Below are 18,462 nucleotides of genomic sequence, written 5' to 3' on the forward strand. Positions count from 1 at the left end.
CCCCATCACCATCGTCCCCAGAAAGGCCCGCCATGCCCTCCTTCCCGCGCCATACCGACTCCCGCCGGCACCCTCGGATGCCCGGAATGATCGCCATGGGCACCGCCGCCCTCGCGCGAGGGCTGGCGGGGTCCGCCCGGATCGGCCTCCTGCTGGCCGCCGTTGCGGCCGTCACCCTGCCCCAGGGCACCGCGCTGGCGCGCAATCCCATCGTCCAGACCCGCTTCACCGCCGATCCCGCGCCCATGGTGCATGACGGTGTCGTCTATCTCTATACCAGCCATGACGAGGATGACGCCGAAGGCTTCAAGATGCTCGACTGGCGGCTCTACAGCTCGATCGACATGGCCAATTGGACCGATCGCGGCGCGGTCGCCTCGCTCAAGACCTTTCCGTGGGCGCGGCAGACCAACGATGCCTGGGCCCCGCAAGTGGTCGAACGCGGCGGCAAATTCTATCTCTACGCCCCGGTCAGCGTCGCCGGATGGCCCAAGAACGTGATCGCCGTCGCGGTCGCCGATCGCCCCGAGGGGCCCTTCCGGGACGCGATCGGCAAACCCCTGATCGCGCCCGGCAAGGACAATATCGACCCCACCGTCTGGGTCGACAAGGATGGTCAGGCCTATCTCTACTGGGGCAACCCCGACCTCTGGTACGTCAAGCTCAACCGCGACATGATTTCCTATTCCGGCCCCGTCACCAAGGTTCAGCCGAGGCTGACCGATTATCAGGAAGGGCCATGGTTCTATCGCCGCGGCAACCATTATTACATGGCCTTCGCCTCGACCTGCTGCTCCGAGGGGATCGGCTATGCGATGAGCGACACCCCGACCGGCCCATGGACCTATAAGGGGCCGATCATGGACCATGACACCCGGGCCACCGGCAACCATCCCGGCATCATCGATTACAAGGGCGGTTCCTATCTTTTCGGTTTCAGCTACGATCTCAACTTCGCGATGACGCCCATCCATCATGAACGCCGGTCGGTGTCGGTGGCCAAGTTCGAGTATAACGCAGACGGCACGATCCCGAACCTCCATTGGTGGGACAGGACCAGCGCGCCACAGATCGGCACGCTCGATCCCTATCGCCGGGTCGAGGCGGAAACCATCGCCTGGACCTCGCGCATCAAGCGTGGGCAGGATCGCCCCTATGACTGGGCGCCCGGCGTCACCACCGCACAGGATGATCGCGGCGTCTATGTCACCCGGACCCTGGACCGAAGCTATATCAAGGTGGCGGGCGTCGACTTTGGCGGCACCGGCGCGAAGCGTTTCACCGCCGGCGTGGCCCGTGCAAATGACGGCGCCAGGATCGAGCTTCACCTCGACCGGGCCGATGGTCCGCTGATCGGAACGCTCCCGGTCGATGGCGCCGGAACGGGGGCGGCCTGGCACGATCAGAGCACGTCCGTATCCGGCGCGACCGGGGTGCACGACCTGTATCTGGTGTTCCGCAGCGGCGGCGGGCGAGCGGCGGCCGACCTGGATTACTGGCGGTTCGATCGCTAACCGCGGGATCGAACACTGTCCCAACGCGGACCAGGGGGTGGCGGCGGCCCAGTCCTGAATCGGGAACGCGAGATGGGAAACGCGAATCGATCCGGCCGCTTACCCCGTGTATGGATGGCGCAATCATACAGGGGCGCCAAGCAGACAACGCGGCTTGGCGGTGCGCTAGAAGGAAAAGACAAAATGCCAACACGGCACAAATTGCTCCTCGCCGCCTGCGCGATGGCATCGACCCTGATCGCGGCCCCCGCCCTGGCGGGCGTGACCAGCGTGGCCTATGACCAGCCCGCCCCGGCCGGTGCGACGGTGGTCGATTTCAACCGATCTGGATCAGCCGGATTGACGCAGCTGCCGAACGGATTCTCGCTCACCGGCAACTATCGGCTGGTGACGGGGACGGTCACGGGCGCTGCGGCCCCCGCAGGCGACAAGACCCAATATCTCGCTGTCAGCACGAACCCCGGGGCCCGGCTCACCGCCGACAAGGGATATACGGGCGTCGGCGTCTATTGGGGGTCGGCGGACACCTTCAATCGGCTGTCCATCCTGGATACCGCCGGAAACCTGATAAAGATGATCTCCGGTGGCGAAATCGGCGGCACTGGTGCCGACAACTCCAGCGGCGACTGGTACAATGCGAAGTATAACCGCTACGTGACGTTCACGCTGGACGGCGACACGGGCCAGAAGATCGGTGCCTTGCAGTTCGATTCCGACCGGACGGCGTTCGAGCTGGACAATGTGTCGTTCTTCAACAGCACGCCGACATCGGTCCCGGAACCGGCGACCGTGGCGCTGTTCGGCCTCGGCATCCTCGGCCTCGTCGTTCTTATGAAGCGGAACAAGCTCGGCACGTCGAAGATCTGAGTCGACGGTCGAAGCCTGATTGACATCGACGTACCCACATCGCCGGTACGCTCTTCAAGCCCTGTCGATACCGCACCATGCGGGATCGGCAGGGCTTTTTCGATGGGCGGCATGGTCGAATCGTCGGACTCTCGCCGTCCCCGATCGAATATTGGGGCCATCCGTTTGCCCTGCGAACAGGCAGGAGCGCCGAAAGCCGTCCTGCACGTCCCCGCGCGCCGCCTGTCATGTCATGCGATGATCACCCGCCGGGCACGGCGACGGCCGGCGGGGCCGGACCGGAGCGCCTCTCGTCGGATCGACACGTTCACAGGCCGCGATATTTCCGGGGCGGGGATGGGTGGCGAAAGACCTGGAACCAGGCTCAAGCGGCACGAATGCGATCCTTGCCGGGCTTCATGCCTGTTCGCATGGTGAATCCTCCGCCGAAGGGCGGCCTTCACGAACGGCTGATTGTTCGCTGTCTGGCAAGGACATGAGCCACGTTGCGACGCCCCGAGCACCCCCATGGTGGGTCCGCCGGGACTCGAACCCGGGACCTCTCGATTAAAAGTCGCTTGCTCTACCGACTGAGCTACGGACCCTCCATCGGGTGGATGCGCACCTAAGCACGTGGACGCCTGCGGTCAACACCATGTCGCAGATGGCGGATCCATCGCCCGTCGCGCGGATCGCGCCAGTCGGGCGCGATGGCGGCCAGCGGCTCCAGCACGAAGTCGCGCACCGCATAGGCCGGGTGCGGCACGGCCAGCCCCGGCGACCGCCAGAGCCCCCCCGACCAAAGGATGATGTCGAGATCGATCACCCGCGCGCCCCAGCGCTGTCCGCGCCGCCGTCCGAAGCGGCGCTCGATCGCCTTGAGCTGCGCCAGCATGGCAGGCGGATCGAGCGGGCTGTCGACCAGCGCGGCTGCATTGGCAAAGGCGCGGATCGACGGGCCGAGCGGCGGGGTGACGATGATCGGCGAAACCGCCCGGACACCGGGCAGCGCGGCCAGCGCGGCGATAACCTCATCCCGGGGGCCGCCATGCCGTCCCGGACGGTTGGACCCCAGCGCGATGGCATAGCTTGTCGTCGTCATGCCCCCCGACTACCGCAGCGCGATGCCTGACGCATCCTTTCACATGATCCCCGCATCGCTCGTGCCGGTTCAGCCGCCGCGGGACTGTACGCTCTGTCCGCGCCTCGCGGAGGTGCGCGCCACCGTCGCCACCGAATATCCCGGCTGGTGGAACGCCCCCGTGCCCCCCTTTGGCGACGACCAGGCCTGGCTGGCGATCGTCGGTCTCGCGCCGGGCAAGCATGGCGCGCATCGCACCGGCCGCCCCTTTACGGGCGATGGCGCGGGACCGCTTCTTTATGGCACGCTGGCCCGGTTCGGCCTGGCGGACGGCGTGTTCGCCGCGAAGGTGGATGACGGGCTGGTGCTGAACGGCGCGGTGATCCTGAACGCGGTCCAGTGCCTGCCGCCCGAGAACAAGCCGACGCCCGACGAGATCCGCACCTGCCGCCGCTTCCTGGAGCAGGAACTGGCCGCGCTGCCCCGATTGTCGGTCGTGATCGCGCTGGGCCAGATCGCGCACCAGTCTGTGGTGAAAGCGCTGGGCGGGCGGCTGCCCAAGGCGCGGTTCGCGCATCTGGCCGAACACCGGATGCCGGGCGGGCCGGTGGTGCTCGATAGCTATCATTGCTCGCGCTACAACCAGAATACGGGCCGCCTGACGCCCGAGATGTTCGAAGCCGTGGTCGCGCGCGCGGTGGCGTTGCGGAACTAAGCCTCCTCCCCTGCAGGCGGAGGGCTGTCGAGAGCCGCCCTCCCCTTATAGGGCAGGAATGGTATCAGATATCCTGCACCAGCCGCCCGTACAGGTCCGGCCGCCGGTCGCGGAAGAAGCCGAAGGCGGCGCGGTGGCGCTTCACCCGGTCGATGTCGAGCGTGGCGACGATCACCCCCTCTTCCTCGCGGTCCAGCTCGGCCAGGATGTCGCCGCGCTCGTCGCAGATGAAGCTGGTGCCGTAGAAGCTCTGGCCATGCTCGCAGCCCACGCGGTTCGCCGCGACGATCGGCACGACGTTGGACACGGCATGGCCCACCATCGCGCGCCGCCACAGCCGCGCGGTGTCGAGGCTGTCGTCATGCGGCTCGCTGCCGATCGCGGTCGGGTAGAACAGGACCTCGGCCCCCATCAGCATCATCGCGCGCGCGGTTTCGGGATACCATTGGTCCCAGCAGATGCCGACGCCCAGCTTGGTCGCGGGGCCGTTCCACACCTTGAACCCCGTATTGCCGGGGCGGAAATAGAATTTCTCCTCATAGCCCGGACCGTCCGGGATATGGCTCTTGCGATAGACGCCCGCGACCTGGCCGTCGGGATTGATCATCGCCAGCGAGTTATAGTGATGCGGGCCGTCCGCCTCGAAGAAGCTGGTCGGGATATGGACCTTCAGTTCGGCGGCGAGCGCCTGCATCGCCCGCACCGCCTTGTGCTCGGCGGTCGGCTTGGCGTTGGCGAACAGCCCTTCGTCCTCGACACGGCAGAAATATTCGCCCTCGAACAGTTCGGGGGGCAGGATCACCTGCGCGCCCTGCCGCGCGGCCTCGCGCACCAGGCGCGACACCTCGGCGATGTTGCGGTCGATATCGGCGGTGAAGGCCAGTTGCAGCGCGGCGACGGTGATCTGGGTCATGGCCACGTCCTTTAATCGGTCACGCGCGCGCCGTCACCCGTGGAGTGGCCAGCCGCGCGCGCAATTCATCGAGGAAGGGCCCAGGCGCGTCGAGCCGGAAGGCGATGGCGCGAACCGGCACCCGGTGCCCCCAGGGGCGGGGCGGCGGCTGCGCCTCCCCCAGCCGCAGCAGCAGATTGGGCCAGGCGAGCAGTGCCGCGTTCCAGCTATCCTCGGCGCGCACGGTATCGCCATCGGGCTCCGCCTCGACCGCAGTGATCGCCGCATAGGGGATGGTCCGGTCGATCAGCATCCCGGCACGAATCCGCACGCCCGTGTCGGTCAGAAGGACGGGTGCCAGCCGCAGCGATTTGATGATGCCGATCAGATAGAGCAGCGACACGTCGCTGATGACGAACAGGATCAGCGCCGCCGTCCGACTCCAGTGTGCGACGAGCAGATGGGTGACGCCGATCTCTATGCAGGACAGGAGGAGCAGCGCGATCAACATCGGTTGCAGATGTCGATGATAGCCAAAGGGGATCGCCCCGGCCGGCACATCGGGCGCTGCGCCCCATCGAAAAAGCGCCAGATGCAGCAACCGGGCTTCGGCGGCGGCCAGCCGGGCCAGGAGCGGCGGGACGACCTCCGCGAGCAACCCGCTCCAGCGATCGGGATCGGCGGGGTTCCAGTACCGGACCCGCACGCCGATCCGCCACAGGCCCCAGCCTCCATGCAGCGCGATGGCGATCACCGGCACGGCCGCGGCCCAGGGCATGGCGATCAGTGCCGCGCGGATCGGCGGCGGCGACAGGCTGAACACCGCCATGCCCGCCGTCGCCATGGCCGCGATGCCCGCACGCCAGCCGGGATGACGCTGCCGCGCCATCAGACCCAGCATCATCGCATCCGACGCAACCCACAGGAACAGCAGGACCGCGATGCGCGGATGCGCCGACGCGACCGGCAGGCGGAGAAGGAGAGCGGCGCCGGCCACCACCAGCGGCGGCATCAGGGTGGCGAGAATCGGACGAACAGGCTTGCCGGCGATTTGCGCGATCATGTCGGATGCCTCCCACGAAGGACCGTGGCGTGATGCTATGCCCTCCGGCAATGCGCGTCACGTGGATTCCCGGCCAGGACCGGGATGGCATGGCGAATGGCGCAGCGATCGACCGAACGGGAGGGGGCTCACCGGGGTCGCCGTCATTCTCCCGTCCATGTCTCTGCACGGACCGATTGGCCAGGCCTGACCCGTCTTCATCGGATCAGGCCCTGCAAAAGAAAAGGCCCGCACGTCTCCAAGGACGCGCGGGCCTTTGCGGCATTCCGGTCGCGTATGCGCGGTTAGAGGACCGGGATCTGCTGCGAGATGCAGTGGAAGCTGCCGCCGCCGGTCAGAATCGCGTCGGCGCGCAGGCCCATGACCGCACGATCGGGGAAGATCGCCTGAATCGCCGCGATGCCCGCCGCATCATGCTCGGTGCCATAGACCGGCACGACCACCGCCGCATTGCCGATATAGAAATTCATATAGCTGGCGGGCACCACCTCTTCGTCCCGCAGCACGCGGCCCGGCGACGGGATGGTGACGACCTCCAGCCCGGCGGCCAGCGCTTCGCGTCGGGCGGCGGTATAGACCTGCCAATTGGGGTCGTTCTCCGCCGCTTCGGGCAGCGCGATGCGGTTCGGTCCGACGAAGCGCGCCAGATTGTCGACATGGCCATCGGTATGATCGTTGAGCAGGCCATCGCCCAGCCACACCACGCGGGTCAGGCCCAGATCCTCGGCCAGCCGCCGCTCGATCCCGGCCTGATCCAGTTCCGGGTTGCGATTGGGATTGAGCAGGCACTGGCGCGTGGTCACGGCCAGCCCGGTGCCGTCGCCATCGATCGCGCCCCCTTCCAGCACCCATTCGCACGCCCGCGCGGTCAGCCCGCGATCCTCGGCCAGGCGAGCGCCGACCGTGTCGTCGCCGGGCAGATCGTATTTGCCGCCCCAGCCGTTGAACTGGAACAACCGCGCCGACCCGTCTCCCGTCACGATCGGGCCGGTGTCGCGCAGCCAGATATCGCCAAAGGGCTGGACGATCACGTCCGCCACATCGCCGACGCTCGCCATGGCGCGGGCGACGTCGGCCGCCTCGCCACTCGCGGCGACCAGGGTCACGCGCTCGCCCCGGCCGTCCGCATGAACGGCACGGGCAAAGGCCATCACCTCCTCGCGCGCGGGGTCCAGATCCTCTTCCCACAATTCGGGATGGCTGGGAAAGCCGATCCAGACGCCCGCATGGGGGGCCCATTCGGCCGGCGGGGGCGTGGTGGTCGAAGCGAGGCGCGTGGACGGGGTGCTCACTGGGCGTTCTTCCTGCTCATGTCACGAATGCCGCGAAATTCGGCGGTGGGATACCAATTGGGCCACAGACCCGGATGCTCGGCAAGCTTCCTGCCAAGTTGGTAATAAACGGTCAAATCCTCGACCGCCCCCGTCCAATCCCAGTTGGGATCATATTCGTCGGCGGGCTTGTGATAGCGATGCGCGACATAATCGTCGCTGGCCGCCCGGCCCGCCGCCTTTCCGCCGACGACCTTGTCCTCGCCCGACCCGCCATCGAGCATCGGCACGCCCAGCTTGGCGAAGGAGAAGTGGTCGGAACGATAATAGCCGCCGCGTTCGGGATGCGCCTCCTCGCCGATATAGCGGCCCTGCGCCTTGACCAGGGGCACCACCATGTCCTCGATCTCGGACTTGCCCTTGCCCACCAGCACGAAGTCGCGCGACCGGCCGGTGACGTTCAGCCCGTCCATGTTCACCCCGCCCACCGTGCGCGACAGCGGGAACACCGGATGCTGCGCATAATAGCCCGACCCCAGCAGCCCGCTTTCCTCCGCCGTCACCGCCAGAAAGGCGATGGAGCGCTTGGCGGGGCCTGCCTTGGCCTGCGCCTCGGCCAGCGCGACCAGCCCGGCCACGCCGCTCGCATTGTCGAGCGCGCCGTTGCAGATATCGTCGCCATCCACCGCGTCGCAGCGGCCGAGATGGTCCCAATGCGCCGAATAGAGAACATAATCGCCCAGTGTCGTGGTGCCCGGCAGGACGCCGATGACGTTCTTCGACGCCTGGCGCCGGATCGTGTTGCTGAACCCGCCCGACAGCGTCAGCCCCAGCGGCACCGCCCTGAAACCCTTGACCTGCGCCGCCTTGGTCAGGGTGGCCAGATCACGCCCTGCCGCCGCCAGGATCCGTTGCGCCGCCGGTTCCTGCAGCCAGCCGATCACCTGCGCCTGGTCCATATGATCGCCCGGCTCGTCCAGTTCGAGCTGCGGCCCGGTCCAGGACGACTGCACCACTGCCCAGGGATATGCGGCGGGCTCGGTCTGATGCACGATCAGCGCGGCGGCGGCCCCGTGTTTGGCGGCATTTTCGAACTTATAAGGCCAGCGGCCATACCAGGTCATCGCCCGCCCCTCGAACGGCCCGTCGCGCCCCATGGTCTGCCAATCGGCATCGTTGACCAGAATCACCACCGTCTTGCCGCGCACATCGACCCCGGCATAATCGTCCCAGCCCTTTTCGGGCGCGGTGATGCCATAGCCGACGAACACCATCTCGCTGTTCTTCAGGTCGATCCGCGGTGTCACCCGGTAGGTGCCGACGACCATGTCGCGGCGATAGTCCAGCGTGATCGGCGCGCCCTTGCCCGAAACGGTGAAGGGCCGGACATCGGTCGCGGTGATCTCGACCATCGGCACGTCCTGCGTCCAGCTACCCTTGTTGCCGGGCTTCAACCCCGCCTTCTGGAAGCGATCGATGATATAGGCGACCGTCTTGTCCTCGGCCGGGGTGGTCGGCGCACGCCCCTCATATTCGTCCGATCCCAGCGTCTGGGTCACGGTCTTGAGCGTTTCGACCGAGATGGCGGGCCTGTCCTGCGCCATCGCGGTGCCGGAGAGCAGGAGGGACAACAGGATCAGACGGCGCATGATGTGGCTTCCCCTTTTGTTATGGGGATAGTGTGCCCGGCGGGATGATCGGGGGCAAGCCATCGCCGCCGGCACCGGGCGACGACATGGAAAATGCTCGCGCCACGCCGCAATCTGTCAAAAATGGCAGACGGGTCTCCTTTCGGAGCGCTGGCGATCATCGCCTTCACCGGCACAAGCGAATGATGCTTCGAGCGGCCTGCGCCGCGCCATCCTCCTGCGTGATAATCGCGGCGGCCCGTCGCGCCGCATCGGCCATGCGCGGTGACGTCAGGGCGCTCGAAATGACGCCGGCGGCGTGAGCGGCCTTGAACCTGTCATGTTGGATCGTTCGGCCGAGACCGGCCGATTGCAGGCGCGCCGCATTGTCGAACTGGTCCCCGAAATGGGGAACGACGATCTGTGGCCGCCCCGCGCGAAGCGCCTGGCCCGTCGTGCCCACGCCACCATGGTGAATGATCGCCGCCGCGCGGGAAAAGACCGCCGAGTGGGGGGCATAGTTCACGAACAGGCAATCCCCATCGCGGCGCGGTGCTCCGGGTTGCCCGGTCAGCATCATGGCGCGCCTGCCCAACGCGCGACTGGCCGACAAGGCCTCGTCATAGAAACTTCCTGGCGAGGCGACGGCGAACGATCCCAAGGTGAATATCAATGGCGGATCACCATCCCGAAGAAACGCCGCGACATCGGGTGCCAGCCCTTCCTCCGCCCCGCTCTCGCTATCGAAAAAGGGAAAGCCCGTAAGCTCGGCCTTGTCCGGCGCGTCGGGGGGCAGGGCGCCGAGCGTGGAGGACCAGCAGCACAGGAGGGCTTGCGTCGCCGCGCCATGATCGAGAAGGGGCGCGCGCCGACTGATAGCGAGGCCCTGTTCGCGACGCGACGCGTCGATCCGCCGTGCATAGCGCCGGCGCATGGCCATGCGGACGAGCGCATAGAAGATCCGGTTCCAGCCTCGACCAAGACCGGTGCGCGGATGATGGCGCATCGCGGAGAAATGCGGGGCTGTCGGGGGCTGCCAGGCCGAGAACAAGGTCATGGGTTGCAGGAGGATCGTCGCCAGCGGCAGGCGGCGCTTTTCCGCAACGATGTCCGACGCGAATGCGAAGATCGAACTGCCCAGAACATCGGCGTCCCCCGCAAGCGCATCCAGGGCGGCAACGCTGGCCGAAAGCGAAGGCATCAGGATTTCGTCGAGCACGAAGCGTGGATCGGCCAGAACCCGCTTCGCCAATTCCCCGGAGGTCAGGCCCAGCCTTTGGCCAAGGGGGGCATGGCCCGGCAGGATCGCTTCGGCATTCAGACCCGCCGCGCGGACCTTGGCCACCCCGTCCTCGGGAACGGCCAGGGTTACCCGGTGCCCCTGGGCGATCAGGGATCGACCGATCGCGATGAACGGATGCAGGTCGCCCAGCGAACCGATGGTGACAAGAAGAACTCGGGCCATCCGCGATGGATAGGCGATCATTGGTGACGCCTTGGAGACGGTCGCGGCCGCCGCCCGGTATCGCCCCAACAAAAAGGGCGGCCCCATCGGGACCGCCCTTTTCGTAATCGGTAAGATCCGAAAACTTAGCGCGAATAGAATTCGACGACCAGGTTCGGTTCCATCTTCACCGGATAGGGCACCTCGTCCAGCGTCGGGACGCGGGTCAGGGCGACCTTGGTGTTGCCGTCGGCGGTGACGTAGTCGGGCACTTCACGCTCGGCGAGCTGCTGTGCCTCGAGGACCAGCGCCATTTCGGCGGCCTTCGAACCCAGCGAGATCTCGTCGCCGACGAAGCAGCGACGCGACGCGACGTTGCACTTCACACCGTTGACGCGGATGTGGCCGTGGCTGACCAGCTGGCGCGCGGCGAAGATCGTCGGCGCGAACTTGGCGCGGTACACGATCATGTCCAGACGCTGCTCGAGCAGGCCGATCAGGTTCTGCGACGTGTCGCCCTTCATGCGGGCGGCTTCCTGGTAGCAGGCCTTGAACTGCTTCTCGGTCACGTCGCCATAATAGCCCTTGAGCTTCTGCTTGGCGCGCAGCTGCAGACCGAAGTCCGACATCTTGCCCTTGCGACGCTGACCATGCTGGCCGGGGCCATATTCACGCTTGTTGACCGGGCTCTTGGGGCGACCCCAGATATTCTCGCCCATGCGGCGATCGAGCTTGTACTTCGCGCTCTGACGCTTCGACATTTCTTATCCTTGGCAATTACGAACAACGTTGGTCCCGGTATCGCACCATGCCGCCATTTTCAGGATGCACGGGCCCACCGCTTCACCGGGATGCGGGGGCAATTGCGAAGCGGCGCGCCTATAGGACGGGCGCGCCGGAGTCAAGCCGCCCCAGGCAAGCTGCCGGGGCGGCGGCGCCGGAATCCGGCGGGCGCTGGATCAGCGTCCGCTGGCGGTGTTCAGCCGCCCGACACCATTTTCGAACTCATTGCGCGCATTGGCTGCGATCTGGTCCCATTCCGCCTGGGTGCGGCATACCCGCTTGGACCCCAGGCGGGTGCCGGTCGTGTTCTCGGCCTTGCAGATCTTCTTCTCGACGGGCGGCGGTGGCGCGACCGCTTCGCTCTGTTGGCCCGCGATCGTCAGCAACAGCATGGCAGTCAGCATCGTCCTATCTCCCAATCGGAACGTCGCCGGGATGCTAGCCCTGAAGGTCCCCCTCCCGCAAGCGGGGCTGGACAGGCATCGCCGCGCCCGGCAGAGCCATGCCATGACCCAGATCCTCGCCGGCCCCGATTGCACGACCATGACCGAGGTCCGCGCGGGCGTCGACCAGCTCGACCGTGAGCTGGTGGCGATGCTCGCGCGCCGCTTCGCCTATATGGACGCCGCCGCCCGCATCAAGCCGACCCGCGACCGGGTCCGGGACGAGGATCGGAAGCGCCAGGTGATCGATCAGGCGCGGGCCGAGGCCATCCGGCTGGGCCTCCCCGAAACGGTGATCGCGGAGATCTGGGAAACGCTGGTCGAGGGCTCGATCGCCTATGAACTGGCGACGTTCGACCGAACCCGGGGATAACCCTCTCCGTAGCCCGCGGCGGCGGCCTACCGGTCGCGAGGGCGAGCGAGCGTCGACAGCACGCCGCGCAGGGTGCGGATTTCCTGGCTCGACCAACCGGGCTTGGTCAGCAGGGTACGCAGGGTACGCTTCGTCGCGGGCGTCCGGTCGGGCGGGAAGAAATAGCCCGCGCCGTCCAGCATCTCTTCCAATTGCCCGATCATCCCGTCCAGTTCCTCCTGCGGCGCGACCGGCGGCAGTTCGGTTTCGGGGGGCTGGGCCAGCGTCACGCCCTTGGACCATTCATACGCCATCAGGATCACCGCCTGGGCGAGGTTCAGGCTGCCAAATTCGGGATTGATCGGCACGGTCACGATCTTGCGCGCGATGGCGACGTCGTCGGTCTCCAACCCCGAGCGCTCCGGCCCGAACAGGAAAGCGGCGCGGCCAGTAGTGTCGGCGTGGATTTCGCGCGCGGCCTCCTCGGGCGTCACGACCGGCTTGGTCACGCCGCGCTTGCGCACCGTGGCGGCATAGATCTGGCTGCAATCGGCGCCCGCGTCCGCCACGCTCTCATAGACCCTGGCCTGTTCGAGCACGATGTCCGCCCCCGACGCCGCCGGCCCCGCCTGCGGGTTGGGCCAGCCGTCGCGCGGCGTGACGAGCCGCATCTCGACCAGCCCGAAATTGAGCATGGCGCGCGCGGCCTTGCCGATATTCTCACCCAGTTGCGGACGGACCAGAATGATGACGGGCGGTTGGGACTGGGGCAATTTCACTTCTTCCATGCGCGCAGGACGATGGCGCGCGCGTCATGCGGGGCGGTATCGCGGCTTCTTGGCGGCGCGTCCAGTCGCTTGGCGATCGGGACAGACGCAGCACCACTGGCCAGCCTGCCGCCTTTAATCGCCGCGCGGCGCCACCTCTTCCACCGTTCCGGCGAACGCCTCGAAATCCTTGGCCTCGCCAAACTCGCGATAGACGCTGGCGAAGCGGATATAGGCGACCGAATCGAGGCCCTTGAGCCCCTCCATCACCATCTCGCCGATCCGCTTGGACGACACCTCGCCCTCGCCGCTCGTCTCCAACTGGCGCTGGATGCCGGAGACCAGCTTTTCCACCCGCAAGGGATCGATCGGGCGCTTGCGGGTCGCGATCGAGATGGAGCGCAGCAATTTCTCGCGGTCGAACGGTTCGCGCCGCTCCTCGCTCTTGAGCACCGTCAGTTCGCGTAGCTGGATACGCTCGAACGTGGTGAACCGTGCGCCGCAACCTTCGCATTGGCGGCGGCGGCGGATGGCCGCCCCATCTTCGGTGGGGCGGCTGTCCTTTACCTGACTGTCTTCATGGCCACAAAAGGGGCAGCGCATTCAGGCCTTCTTCTTTGCCTTGAGATAGGCGTAACCCGCCCCCACCGCCGCGCCGAAGATCGGCCCGACGAACGGGATCGGGATGGCGACGACGGCCCCCAGGGCACCCCATTTCGCCATGCTCTTGCCCAGGCCGGGGGTCGACTGGATGTCGTTCTGAACCTCGGAAATCTTCTCGTCGAGCTTGGCCATCGGATGGGTCCTTATCCCTGATAGATCGGAAAGCGCGCGCAAAGCTCACGCACACGGGTCCGAACGTTTGCCTCGACTTCGGGATCCCCATGCTCGCCCTTGGCCTTAAGGCCGTCCAGAACATCGGCGACCATGTGACCGATCTGCTCGAACTCCGCCACGCCAAAGCCGCGCGTGGTGCCCGCGGGCGAGCCGACGCGGATGCCGCTGGTCTTCATCGGGGGGAGCGGGTCGTTCGGGATGCCGTTCTTGTTACAGGTGATGCCCGCACGCTCCAGCGCCTCGTCCGCATCGCGGCCGGTGATGCCCAGCGGGGTCAGGTCGACCAGCGCCAGATGCGTGTCGGTGCCGCCCGCGACCAGGTTCGCCCCACGCGCCTTGAGCGTCGCCGCCAGCGTCTGCGCATTCTCGACCACCGCGGCGATATAGGTCTTGAACTCCGGCTGGAGCGCCTCGCCGAACGCGACCGCCTTGGCGGCGATGACGTGCATCAGCGGGCCGCCCTGCAGGCCGGGGAAGACCGCCGAGTTGATCTTCTTCGCGATCGCCTCGTCATCGGTCATGATCATGCCGCCGCGCGGACCACGCAGCGTCTTGTGCGTGGTGGTGGTCACGACATGCGCGTGGCCAAACGGGGTCGGGTGCAGCCCGCCCGCGACGATGCCCGCGAAGTGCGCCATGTCGACCATGAAATACGCCCCGACCTCGTCCGCAATGGCGCGGAACTTGGCGAAGTCGATGACGCGCGGATAGGCCGAACCGCCCGCGATGATGATCTTGGGCTGGCTCTCACGGGCGAGGCGGGCGACCTGGTCGTAATCGATCAGGTGCGTCTCGGCATCGACGCCATACTGGACCGCGTTGAACCACTTGCCCGACAGCGCCGCCTTGGCCCCGTGGGTCAAATGCCCGCCCGCGTCGAGCGACAGGCCCATCACCGTGTCGCCCGGCTTGGCCAGCGCCAGCATCACCGCGCCGTTCGCCTGCGCGCCCGAGTGCGGCTGGACATTGGCGAAGCCGCAGCCGAAGATTTCCTTGGCGCGGTCGATCGCGAGCTGCTCGACCTCGTCCGACGGCGCGCAGCCCTGATAGTAACGCTTGCCCGGATAGCCCTCGGCGTACTTGTTGGTGAAGACCGAGCCCTGCGCCTCCATCACCGCCTTGGAGACGATGTTCTCACTGGCGATCAGCTCGATCTGGGTCTGCTCGCGCTCCAGCTCATGGCTGACGCCGGCGAAGACGGCGGGGTCGGCATCGGCCAGCGTACGGGTGAAGAAGCCAGCGGGCTGGACGGCGGAGAGCGTGCTCATGGGTGGTATCCTTCGCGTTCAAATCTGGGCGGGCGTGGCGGACAGCATGTCGACGCGACGCTGATGACGTCCGCCCTCGAACGGGGTGGACAGGAATGCTTCGAGGCAGGCCTTGGCCATTTCCTCGCCGATGACACGCGCGCCCATGGCGATGGCGTTGGCGTTGTTATGCTGGCGGGCCAGGGCAGCCGACAAGGGCTCGGACACCAGCGCACAGCGGCAGGCGGGGTTGCGGTTGGCCGCGATCGAAATACCGATACCCGATCCGCACAAGGCCACGCCGCGCTCGGCGCGGCCATCGGCCAGGGCGTCGCCGACCGCGCGGCCAAAGTCGGGATAGTCGACACTGGCGGTGCCGTCGGTCCCGAGGTCCAGCACCTCATGCCCCTGCTCCCGCAACCAGTCCGCCAGCACGATCTTCAACGAGACGGCGGCATGATCGGATGCGATCGCGATGCGCATGAATGGGCGCTCCTGACAGGATAGAGTTGGGAAGTACTGCGCCTTTACGCGCGCATCACCGTCTTTTCCACCTTATTTACGCCCGCCATTTCCGCGTGCCGACGCGTGCCGACGCGTGCCGACGCGTGCCGGAACGTTGCGCTCGCCTCATGTGTTCTGCGCGCCATGAAGCACATCCTGATCCTGCCCGCGCTGATCCTGGCCGCCGCCTGTACGCCCAAGGCCTCCGACGCGCCGACCAACAATCACGCAGCGTCGGCGGATGCGCCCGTCGCCCGGCCGACGGCGACAGGACCGGCCGGGGACGGCGCGGCCTTCAGCGGCGTCGCCAAGCCCAAGGCCCCCGATTATGTCGGCCGCTGGATCGGCGTGGAGGGCATGGTGCTGGACGTAAAGCACAGCGGGACGCCGGGGCGCTACCGGCTGGCGATGCAATGGAATCTCGAAGATCACGGTGAGTTCATGGGCGAAGCCGTGGGCGACACCATCGTCTTCGAACGCGAAGGCGTCCGCGAAACCCTGCGCCCCACCGATGGTGACGCGACCGAGCTGAAATGGCTGGCGGACAAGAAGCACTGTCTGACCGTCAAGCCGGGCGAAGGCTATTGTCGAGACTGATACCCGGCTATCGGGACAGATGCGCAACGAGACGGCCTTCGCCAAGGCCTGCATGTCCCGAACTTCATCCCGAGCCCCACCACCATGACGATACCGGATGCGGGCCTTGTCCCCGCATCCGGTATCCATAGGGCGGCAAAGAGTGGGCGCGTTACGCCGCCATCTTCAGATCGAGCCGCTCCCAAATCTCCACCAGCGCATCCACCAGTTCGCGCATCATCGCCTCGCTATGCGCGGGGCCCGGCGTGAAGCGCAGGCGCTCGGTTCCACGCGGGACCGTGGGATAATTGATCGGCTGCACATACACGCCATATTCGGCGAGCAGGATGTCGCTGATCTTCTTGGCCTTCACCGGGTCGCCGACCATGACCGGCACGATATGCGTCTCGCCCAGCATCACGGGCAGGCCCGCCTCGCCCATCATCGCCTTCAGATTGGCGGCGGCCGCCTGCTGTCCTTCGCGCTCGGCCGAACTCTGCTTCAGATGCCGGACGCTCGCCAGCACGCCCGCGACCAGCACCGGCGACAGCGAGGTGGTGAAGATGAAGCCCGGAGCATAGGAACGGATCACATCGATGATCATCCGGTCCGCCGCGATATAGCCGCCCATCACGCCGAACGCCTTGCCCAGCGTTCCCTCGATCACGGTCAGCCGATGGGCCAGCCCGTCGCGCTCCGAAATGCCGCCGCCGCGTGCGCCGTACATGCCGACCGCATGAACCTCGTCCAGATAGGTCAGGGCATTATATTTGTCGGCCAGGTCGCAGATCGCGCCGATCGGCGCGACATCGCCTTCCATCGAATAGACGCTCTCGAACGCGATCAGCTTGGGCCAGGCCGGATCGGCCTCCGCCAGCAATTCCTCCAGATGGGCCAGGTCGTTGTGGCGGAACACCCGCTTGTCACAGCCCGAATTGCGGATGCCCGCGATCATCGAGGCGTGGTTCAGTTCGTCCGAAAAGATGATGCAGCCCGGCAGGACCTTGGCCAGGGTCGCCAGCGTCGCCTCGTTCGAGACATAGCCGCTGGTGAACAGCAAGGCCGCTTCCTTGCCGTGCAGGTCGGCCAGCTCGCCTTCCAGATCGATATGATAATGCGTATTGCCGCCGATATTGCGCGTGCCGCCCGAACCCGCGCCGACATCGTGCAGCGCCTCTTCCATCGCGGCGATCACCTTGGGATGCTGTCCCATCGCCAGATAGTCGTTCGAACACCAGACGGTGATCGGCTTGGGACCATTATGGCCCGCGAAACAGCGGGCATTGGGGAACATTCCCTTGTTGCGCAGGATGTCGATGAAGACGCGGTAACGTCCCTCGGCGTGCAGGCGGTCGATCGCCTGGGTGAAGACGCGGGAATAATCCACGCGCACGTCCGTACCGTCGATGCTCATGGGCGGCAATGTAGGCCCAAGCGGTGAATGAATCGAGTCGATAACCGCACTAACTATGATCGAACATGGTGGACATATTGTCCCACGGATCGACCGAATTCAAGATAAGAATGGTTCGCAATCGCAAGATTGCAACCGTCCGTCGCGCCCCGCGCCGCGCCGACGCCCATCCCGCCATGACGACCGGAGGAGCGGGGCGGGGCGGACGGGACTATAATGCCTCGATCCGTGCGAAGCCGCGCGCCGCCAGCCCCGGCCGCAGTGCATGCTCCCGGGCGCCGAGATGGGTGAACACCGCCACGCCCTCGCCCGGCGAGGCGGGCCAGTCCTGTCCCTCGGTCAGATAGGCGATCCGCCGGGCGATCCCCGGACCGCCATCGACGAACGCCACCGGATGCGGGGCCGCCGCCGCCAGTTCGGCTTCGACCAGCGGAAAATGGGTGCAGGCATTGACGATGACGTCGATCGCCTCTCCCCCCTCCTGCCCGAACAGGCCGTCCAGCACCGCCGCGAAGCGATCGGTGGGCAGCGACTCGCCGCGCAGCCGGGCCTCGGCCAGTTCGACCAGTTCGGCCGAACCGTGGCGGATCACCCGGCAATCGCCCGCGAACCGCGCCGCGAGATCGTCGACATAGGCCTGTCGCACCGTCGCCCGCGTACCCAGCACGCCGATCGTCCGCGTCCGGCTCATCGCCGCGGCCGGCTTGATCGCGGGCACCGTGCCGACCACCGGCAGGTCGAGCGCCGCGCGCACCGCGGGCAGCGCGATCGTGGAGGCGGTATTGCAGGCGATCACGATCAGGCGCGGCCGATAGCGTTCGGCCAGCCGCCCGAGCAGGGCGGGCACGCGCCCGGCAATCTCCGCCTCGCTCTTCTCGCCATAGGGAAAGCCCGCGCTGTCCGCGACATAGACAAAGGGCGCGGCGGGCAGCACGGCGCGCGCCGGCCCCGCGATCGAAAGCCCCCCGACGCCGGAGTCGAAGAACAGGATGGGACGCGCATCGCTCATCCCCGCGCTTTAGAGGCTGATCCACCGAGGTGGAAGCCGCCCTCCGCACACCGCGGCCGGGCATCGACCGGATTGG

Annotated in this window: 20 protein-coding genes and 1 tRNA gene; 5 read left to right on the forward strand and 16 right to left on the reverse strand. The window is 66.8% G+C overall.

From position 1 onward, the window contains the following. Positions 1 to 95 precede the first annotated feature (95 nt). Entirely contained in the window at positions 96 to 1,514 is a 1,419-nt protein-coding gene (locus RN629_RS08405) for a glycoside hydrolase family 43 protein (RefSeq protein WP_407034813.1), read from the forward strand. A gap of 183 nt (positions 1,515 to 1,697) precedes the next feature. Next, positions 1,698 to 2,381 carry an Npun_F0296 family exosortase-dependent surface protein gene (locus RN629_RS08410; protein WP_407034814.1) on the forward strand — a complete coding sequence of 228 codons (684 nt, stop codon included), beginning with the start codon at positions 1,698 to 1,700 and terminating at the stop codon, positions 2,379 to 2,381. A gap of 508 nt (positions 2,382 to 2,889) precedes the next feature. On the opposite strand, the gene RN629_RS08415 is transcribed toward RN629_RS08410, so the two are convergent. Both RN629_RS08415 and folK read right to left on the reverse strand, forming a co-directional pair. Further along, a tRNA-Lys gene (locus RN629_RS08415) sits at positions 2,890 to 2,965 on the reverse strand. 20 nt (positions 2,966 to 2,985) lie between these two features. Beyond that, entirely contained in the window at positions 2,986 to 3,462 is a 477-nt protein-coding gene (gene folK, locus RN629_RS08420; protein ID WP_407034815.1) for a 2-amino-4-hydroxy-6-hydroxymethyldihydropteridine diphosphokinase, read from the reverse strand. Between the two features lie 43 nt (positions 3,463 to 3,505). Here folK and RN629_RS08425 point away from each other — a divergent pair, with 43 nt between their 5' ends. Beyond that, on the forward strand, positions 3,506 to 4,156 hold the full coding sequence (locus tag RN629_RS08425) for a uracil-DNA glycosylase (protein ID WP_407034816.1): 651 nt from the start codon (positions 3,506 to 3,508) through the stop codon (positions 4,154 to 4,156). Between the two features lie 64 nt (positions 4,157 to 4,220). Here the strand turns inward: RN629_RS08425 and aguB are convergent, their stop codons facing one another. The 7 genes from aguB to RN629_RS08460 all read right to left on the reverse strand — a co-directional run bounded on the left by aguB (position 4,221) and on the right by RN629_RS08460 (position 11,641). Next, entirely contained in the window at positions 4,221 to 5,069 is an 849-nt protein-coding gene (aguB, locus tag RN629_RS08430; protein ID WP_407034817.1) for an N-carbamoylputrescine amidase, read from the reverse strand. Positions 5,070 to 5,088: 19 nt separating this feature from the next. Continuing rightward, a complete protein-coding gene (locus RN629_RS08435; RefSeq protein ID WP_407034818.1) occupies positions 5,089 to 6,111 on the reverse strand; it encodes a hypothetical protein in 1,023 nt (340 codons plus the stop codon). Between the two features lie 284 nt (positions 6,112 to 6,395). Next, positions 6,396 to 7,403 carry an agmatine deiminase family protein gene (locus RN629_RS08440; protein WP_407034819.1) on the reverse strand — a complete coding sequence of 336 codons (1,008 nt, stop codon included), beginning with the start codon at positions 7,401 to 7,403 and terminating at the stop codon, positions 6,396 to 6,398. Beyond that, positions 7,400 to 9,031 (reverse strand): M28 family peptidase, encoded by a 1,632-nt coding sequence (locus RN629_RS08445; protein WP_407034820.1) that lies wholly within the window; start codon positions 9,029 to 9,031, stop codon positions 7,400 to 7,402. The genes RN629_RS08440 and RN629_RS08445 overlap by 4 nt, the downstream gene beginning before the upstream one ends. 166 nt (positions 9,032 to 9,197) lie before the next feature. Continuing rightward, the gene (locus RN629_RS08450; protein ID WP_407034821.1) at positions 9,198 to 10,496 is read right to left on the reverse strand and encodes a glycosyltransferase; all 1,299 of its coding nucleotides are present in this window, start codon (positions 10,494 to 10,496) and stop codon (positions 9,198 to 9,200) included. A gap of 104 nt (positions 10,497 to 10,600) precedes the next feature. Continuing rightward, complete coding sequence (gene rpsD, locus RN629_RS08455) at positions 10,601 to 11,215, reverse strand: 30S ribosomal protein S4 (RefSeq protein ID WP_037567791.1); 615 nt, start codon at positions 11,213 to 11,215, stop codon at positions 10,601 to 10,603. Between the two features lie 198 nt (positions 11,216 to 11,413). Beyond that, positions 11,414 to 11,641 (reverse strand): hypothetical protein, encoded by a 228-nt coding sequence (locus tag RN629_RS08460; protein WP_407034822.1) that lies wholly within the window; start codon positions 11,639 to 11,641, stop codon positions 11,414 to 11,416. Between the two features lie 103 nt (positions 11,642 to 11,744). On the opposite strand from RN629_RS08460, the gene RN629_RS08465 reads away from it, so the two are divergent. After that, positions 11,745 to 12,053, forward strand: a complete 309-nt coding sequence (locus tag RN629_RS08465; protein WP_407034823.1) for a chorismate mutase — start codon at positions 11,745 to 11,747, stop codon at positions 12,051 to 12,053. Positions 12,054 to 12,079: 26 nt separating this feature from the next. On the opposite strand, the gene RN629_RS08470 is transcribed toward RN629_RS08465, so the two are convergent. The 5 genes from RN629_RS08470 to rpiB form a co-directional block, all read right to left on the reverse strand. Beyond that, positions 12,080 to 12,820: an RNA methyltransferase gene (locus RN629_RS08470; RefSeq protein ID WP_407034824.1), complete on the reverse strand. Its 741-nt coding sequence runs from the start codon at positions 12,818 to 12,820 to the stop codon at positions 12,080 to 12,082. A gap of 114 nt (positions 12,821 to 12,934) precedes the next feature. Beyond that, positions 12,935 to 13,402, reverse strand: a complete 468-nt coding sequence (gene nrdR, locus RN629_RS08475) for a transcriptional regulator NrdR (protein WP_407034825.1) — start codon at positions 13,400 to 13,402, stop codon at positions 12,935 to 12,937. Then, entirely contained in the window at positions 13,403 to 13,594 is a 192-nt protein-coding gene (locus tag RN629_RS08480) for a hypothetical protein (RefSeq protein ID WP_407034826.1), read from the reverse strand. Positions 13,595 to 13,605: 11 nt separating this feature from the next. Continuing rightward, positions 13,606 to 14,904 carry a serine hydroxymethyltransferase gene (gene glyA / locus RN629_RS08485; RefSeq protein WP_407034827.1) on the reverse strand — a complete coding sequence of 433 codons (1,299 nt, stop codon included), beginning with the start codon at positions 14,902 to 14,904 and terminating at the stop codon, positions 13,606 to 13,608. A gap of 18 nt (positions 14,905 to 14,922) precedes the next feature. Further along, a complete protein-coding gene (rpiB, locus tag RN629_RS08490) occupies positions 14,923 to 15,366 on the reverse strand; it encodes a ribose 5-phosphate isomerase B (RefSeq protein ID WP_407034828.1) in 444 nt (147 codons plus the stop codon). Between the two features lie 165 nt (positions 15,367 to 15,531). Between rpiB and RN629_RS08495 the strand changes: the two genes are divergently transcribed. After that, on the forward strand, positions 15,532 to 15,984 hold the full coding sequence (locus RN629_RS08495) for a hypothetical protein (RefSeq protein WP_407034829.1): 453 nt from the start codon (positions 15,532 to 15,534) through the stop codon (positions 15,982 to 15,984). Between the two features lie 151 nt (positions 15,985 to 16,135). On the opposite strand, the gene hemA is transcribed toward RN629_RS08495, so the two are convergent. Together hemA and murI are read right to left on the reverse strand one after the other, a co-directional pair. Next, complete coding sequence (gene hemA, locus RN629_RS08500) at positions 16,136 to 17,377, reverse strand: 5-aminolevulinate synthase (RefSeq protein WP_407034830.1); 1,242 nt, start codon at positions 17,375 to 17,377, stop codon at positions 16,136 to 16,138. 211 nt (positions 17,378 to 17,588) lie between these two features. Then, on the reverse strand, positions 17,589 to 18,386 hold the full coding sequence (murI, locus tag RN629_RS08505; protein WP_407034831.1) for a glutamate racemase: 798 nt from the start codon (positions 18,384 to 18,386) through the stop codon (positions 17,589 to 17,591). Between the last annotated feature and the right edge of the window lie 76 nt (positions 18,387 to 18,462).

It is taken from the genome of Facivitalis istanbulensis, from assembly GCF_040560405.1.
GTDB lineage: Bacteria > Pseudomonadota > Alphaproteobacteria > Sphingomonadales > Sphingomonadaceae > Sphingomonas > Sphingomonas istanbulensis.

What these genes read in the sequence shown, in the direction of transcription:
- RN629_RS08405 (WP_407034813.1), top strand. Translation starts at nt 96, where the DNA reads ATGGGCACCGCCGCCCTCGCGCGAGGGCTGGCGGGGTCCGCCCGGATC.
- RN629_RS08410 (WP_407034814.1), top strand. Translation starts at nt 1,698, where the DNA reads ATGCCAACACGGCACAAATTGCTCCTCGCCGCCTGCGCGATGGCATCG.
- folK (WP_407034815.1), bottom strand. Translation starts at nt 3,462, where the DNA reads ATGACGACGACAAGCTATGCCATCGCGCTGGGGTCCAACCGTCCGGGA.
- RN629_RS08425 (WP_407034816.1), top strand. Translation starts at nt 3,506, where the DNA reads ATGATCCCCGCATCGCTCGTGCCGGTTCAGCCGCCGCGGGACTGTACG.
- aguB (WP_407034817.1), bottom strand. Translation starts at nt 5,069, where the DNA reads ATGACCCAGATCACCGTCGCCGCGCTGCAACTGGCCTTCACCGCCGAT.
- RN629_RS08435 (WP_407034818.1), bottom strand. Translation starts at nt 6,111, where the DNA reads ATGATCGCGCAAATCGCCGGCAAGCCTGTTCGTCCGATTCTCGCCACC.
- RN629_RS08445 (WP_407034820.1), bottom strand. Translation starts at nt 9,031, where the DNA reads ATGCGCCGTCTGATCCTGTTGTCCCTCCTGCTCTCCGGCACCGCGATG.
- RN629_RS08450 (WP_407034821.1), bottom strand. Translation starts at nt 10,496, where the DNA reads ATGATCGCCTATCCATCGCGGATGGCCCGAGTTCTTCTTGTCACCATC.
- rpsD (WP_037567791.1), bottom strand. Translation starts at nt 11,215, where the DNA reads ATGTCGAAGCGTCAGAGCGCGAAGTACAAGCTCGATCGCCGCATGGGC.
- RN629_RS08460 (WP_407034822.1), bottom strand. Translation starts at nt 11,641, where the DNA reads ATGCTGACTGCCATGCTGTTGCTGACGATCGCGGGCCAACAGAGCGAA.
- RN629_RS08465 (WP_407034823.1), top strand. Translation starts at nt 11,745, where the DNA reads ATGACCCAGATCCTCGCCGGCCCCGATTGCACGACCATGACCGAGGTC.
- RN629_RS08470 (WP_407034824.1), bottom strand. Translation starts at nt 12,820, where the DNA reads ATGGAAGAAGTGAAATTGCCCCAGTCCCAACCGCCCGTCATCATTCTG.
- nrdR (WP_407034825.1), bottom strand. Translation starts at nt 13,402, where the DNA reads ATGCGCTGCCCCTTTTGTGGCCATGAAGACAGTCAGGTAAAGGACAGC.
- RN629_RS08480 (WP_407034826.1), bottom strand. Translation starts at nt 13,594, where the DNA reads ATGGCCAAGCTCGACGAGAAGATTTCCGAGGTTCAGAACGACATCCAG.
- glyA (WP_407034827.1), bottom strand. Translation starts at nt 14,904, where the DNA reads ATGAGCACGCTCTCCGCCGTCCAGCCCGCTGGCTTCTTCACCCGTACG.
- rpiB (WP_407034828.1), bottom strand. Translation starts at nt 15,366, where the DNA reads ATGCGCATCGCGATCGCATCCGATCATGCCGCCGTCTCGTTGAAGATC.
- RN629_RS08495 (WP_407034829.1), top strand. Translation starts at nt 15,532, where the DNA reads ATGAAGCACATCCTGATCCTGCCCGCGCTGATCCTGGCCGCCGCCTGT.
- hemA (WP_407034830.1), bottom strand. Translation starts at nt 17,377, where the DNA reads ATGAGCATCGACGGTACGGACGTGCGCGTGGATTATTCCCGCGTCTTC.
- murI (WP_407034831.1), bottom strand. Translation starts at nt 18,386, where the DNA reads ATGAGCGATGCGCGTCCCATCCTGTTCTTCGACTCCGGCGTCGGGGGG.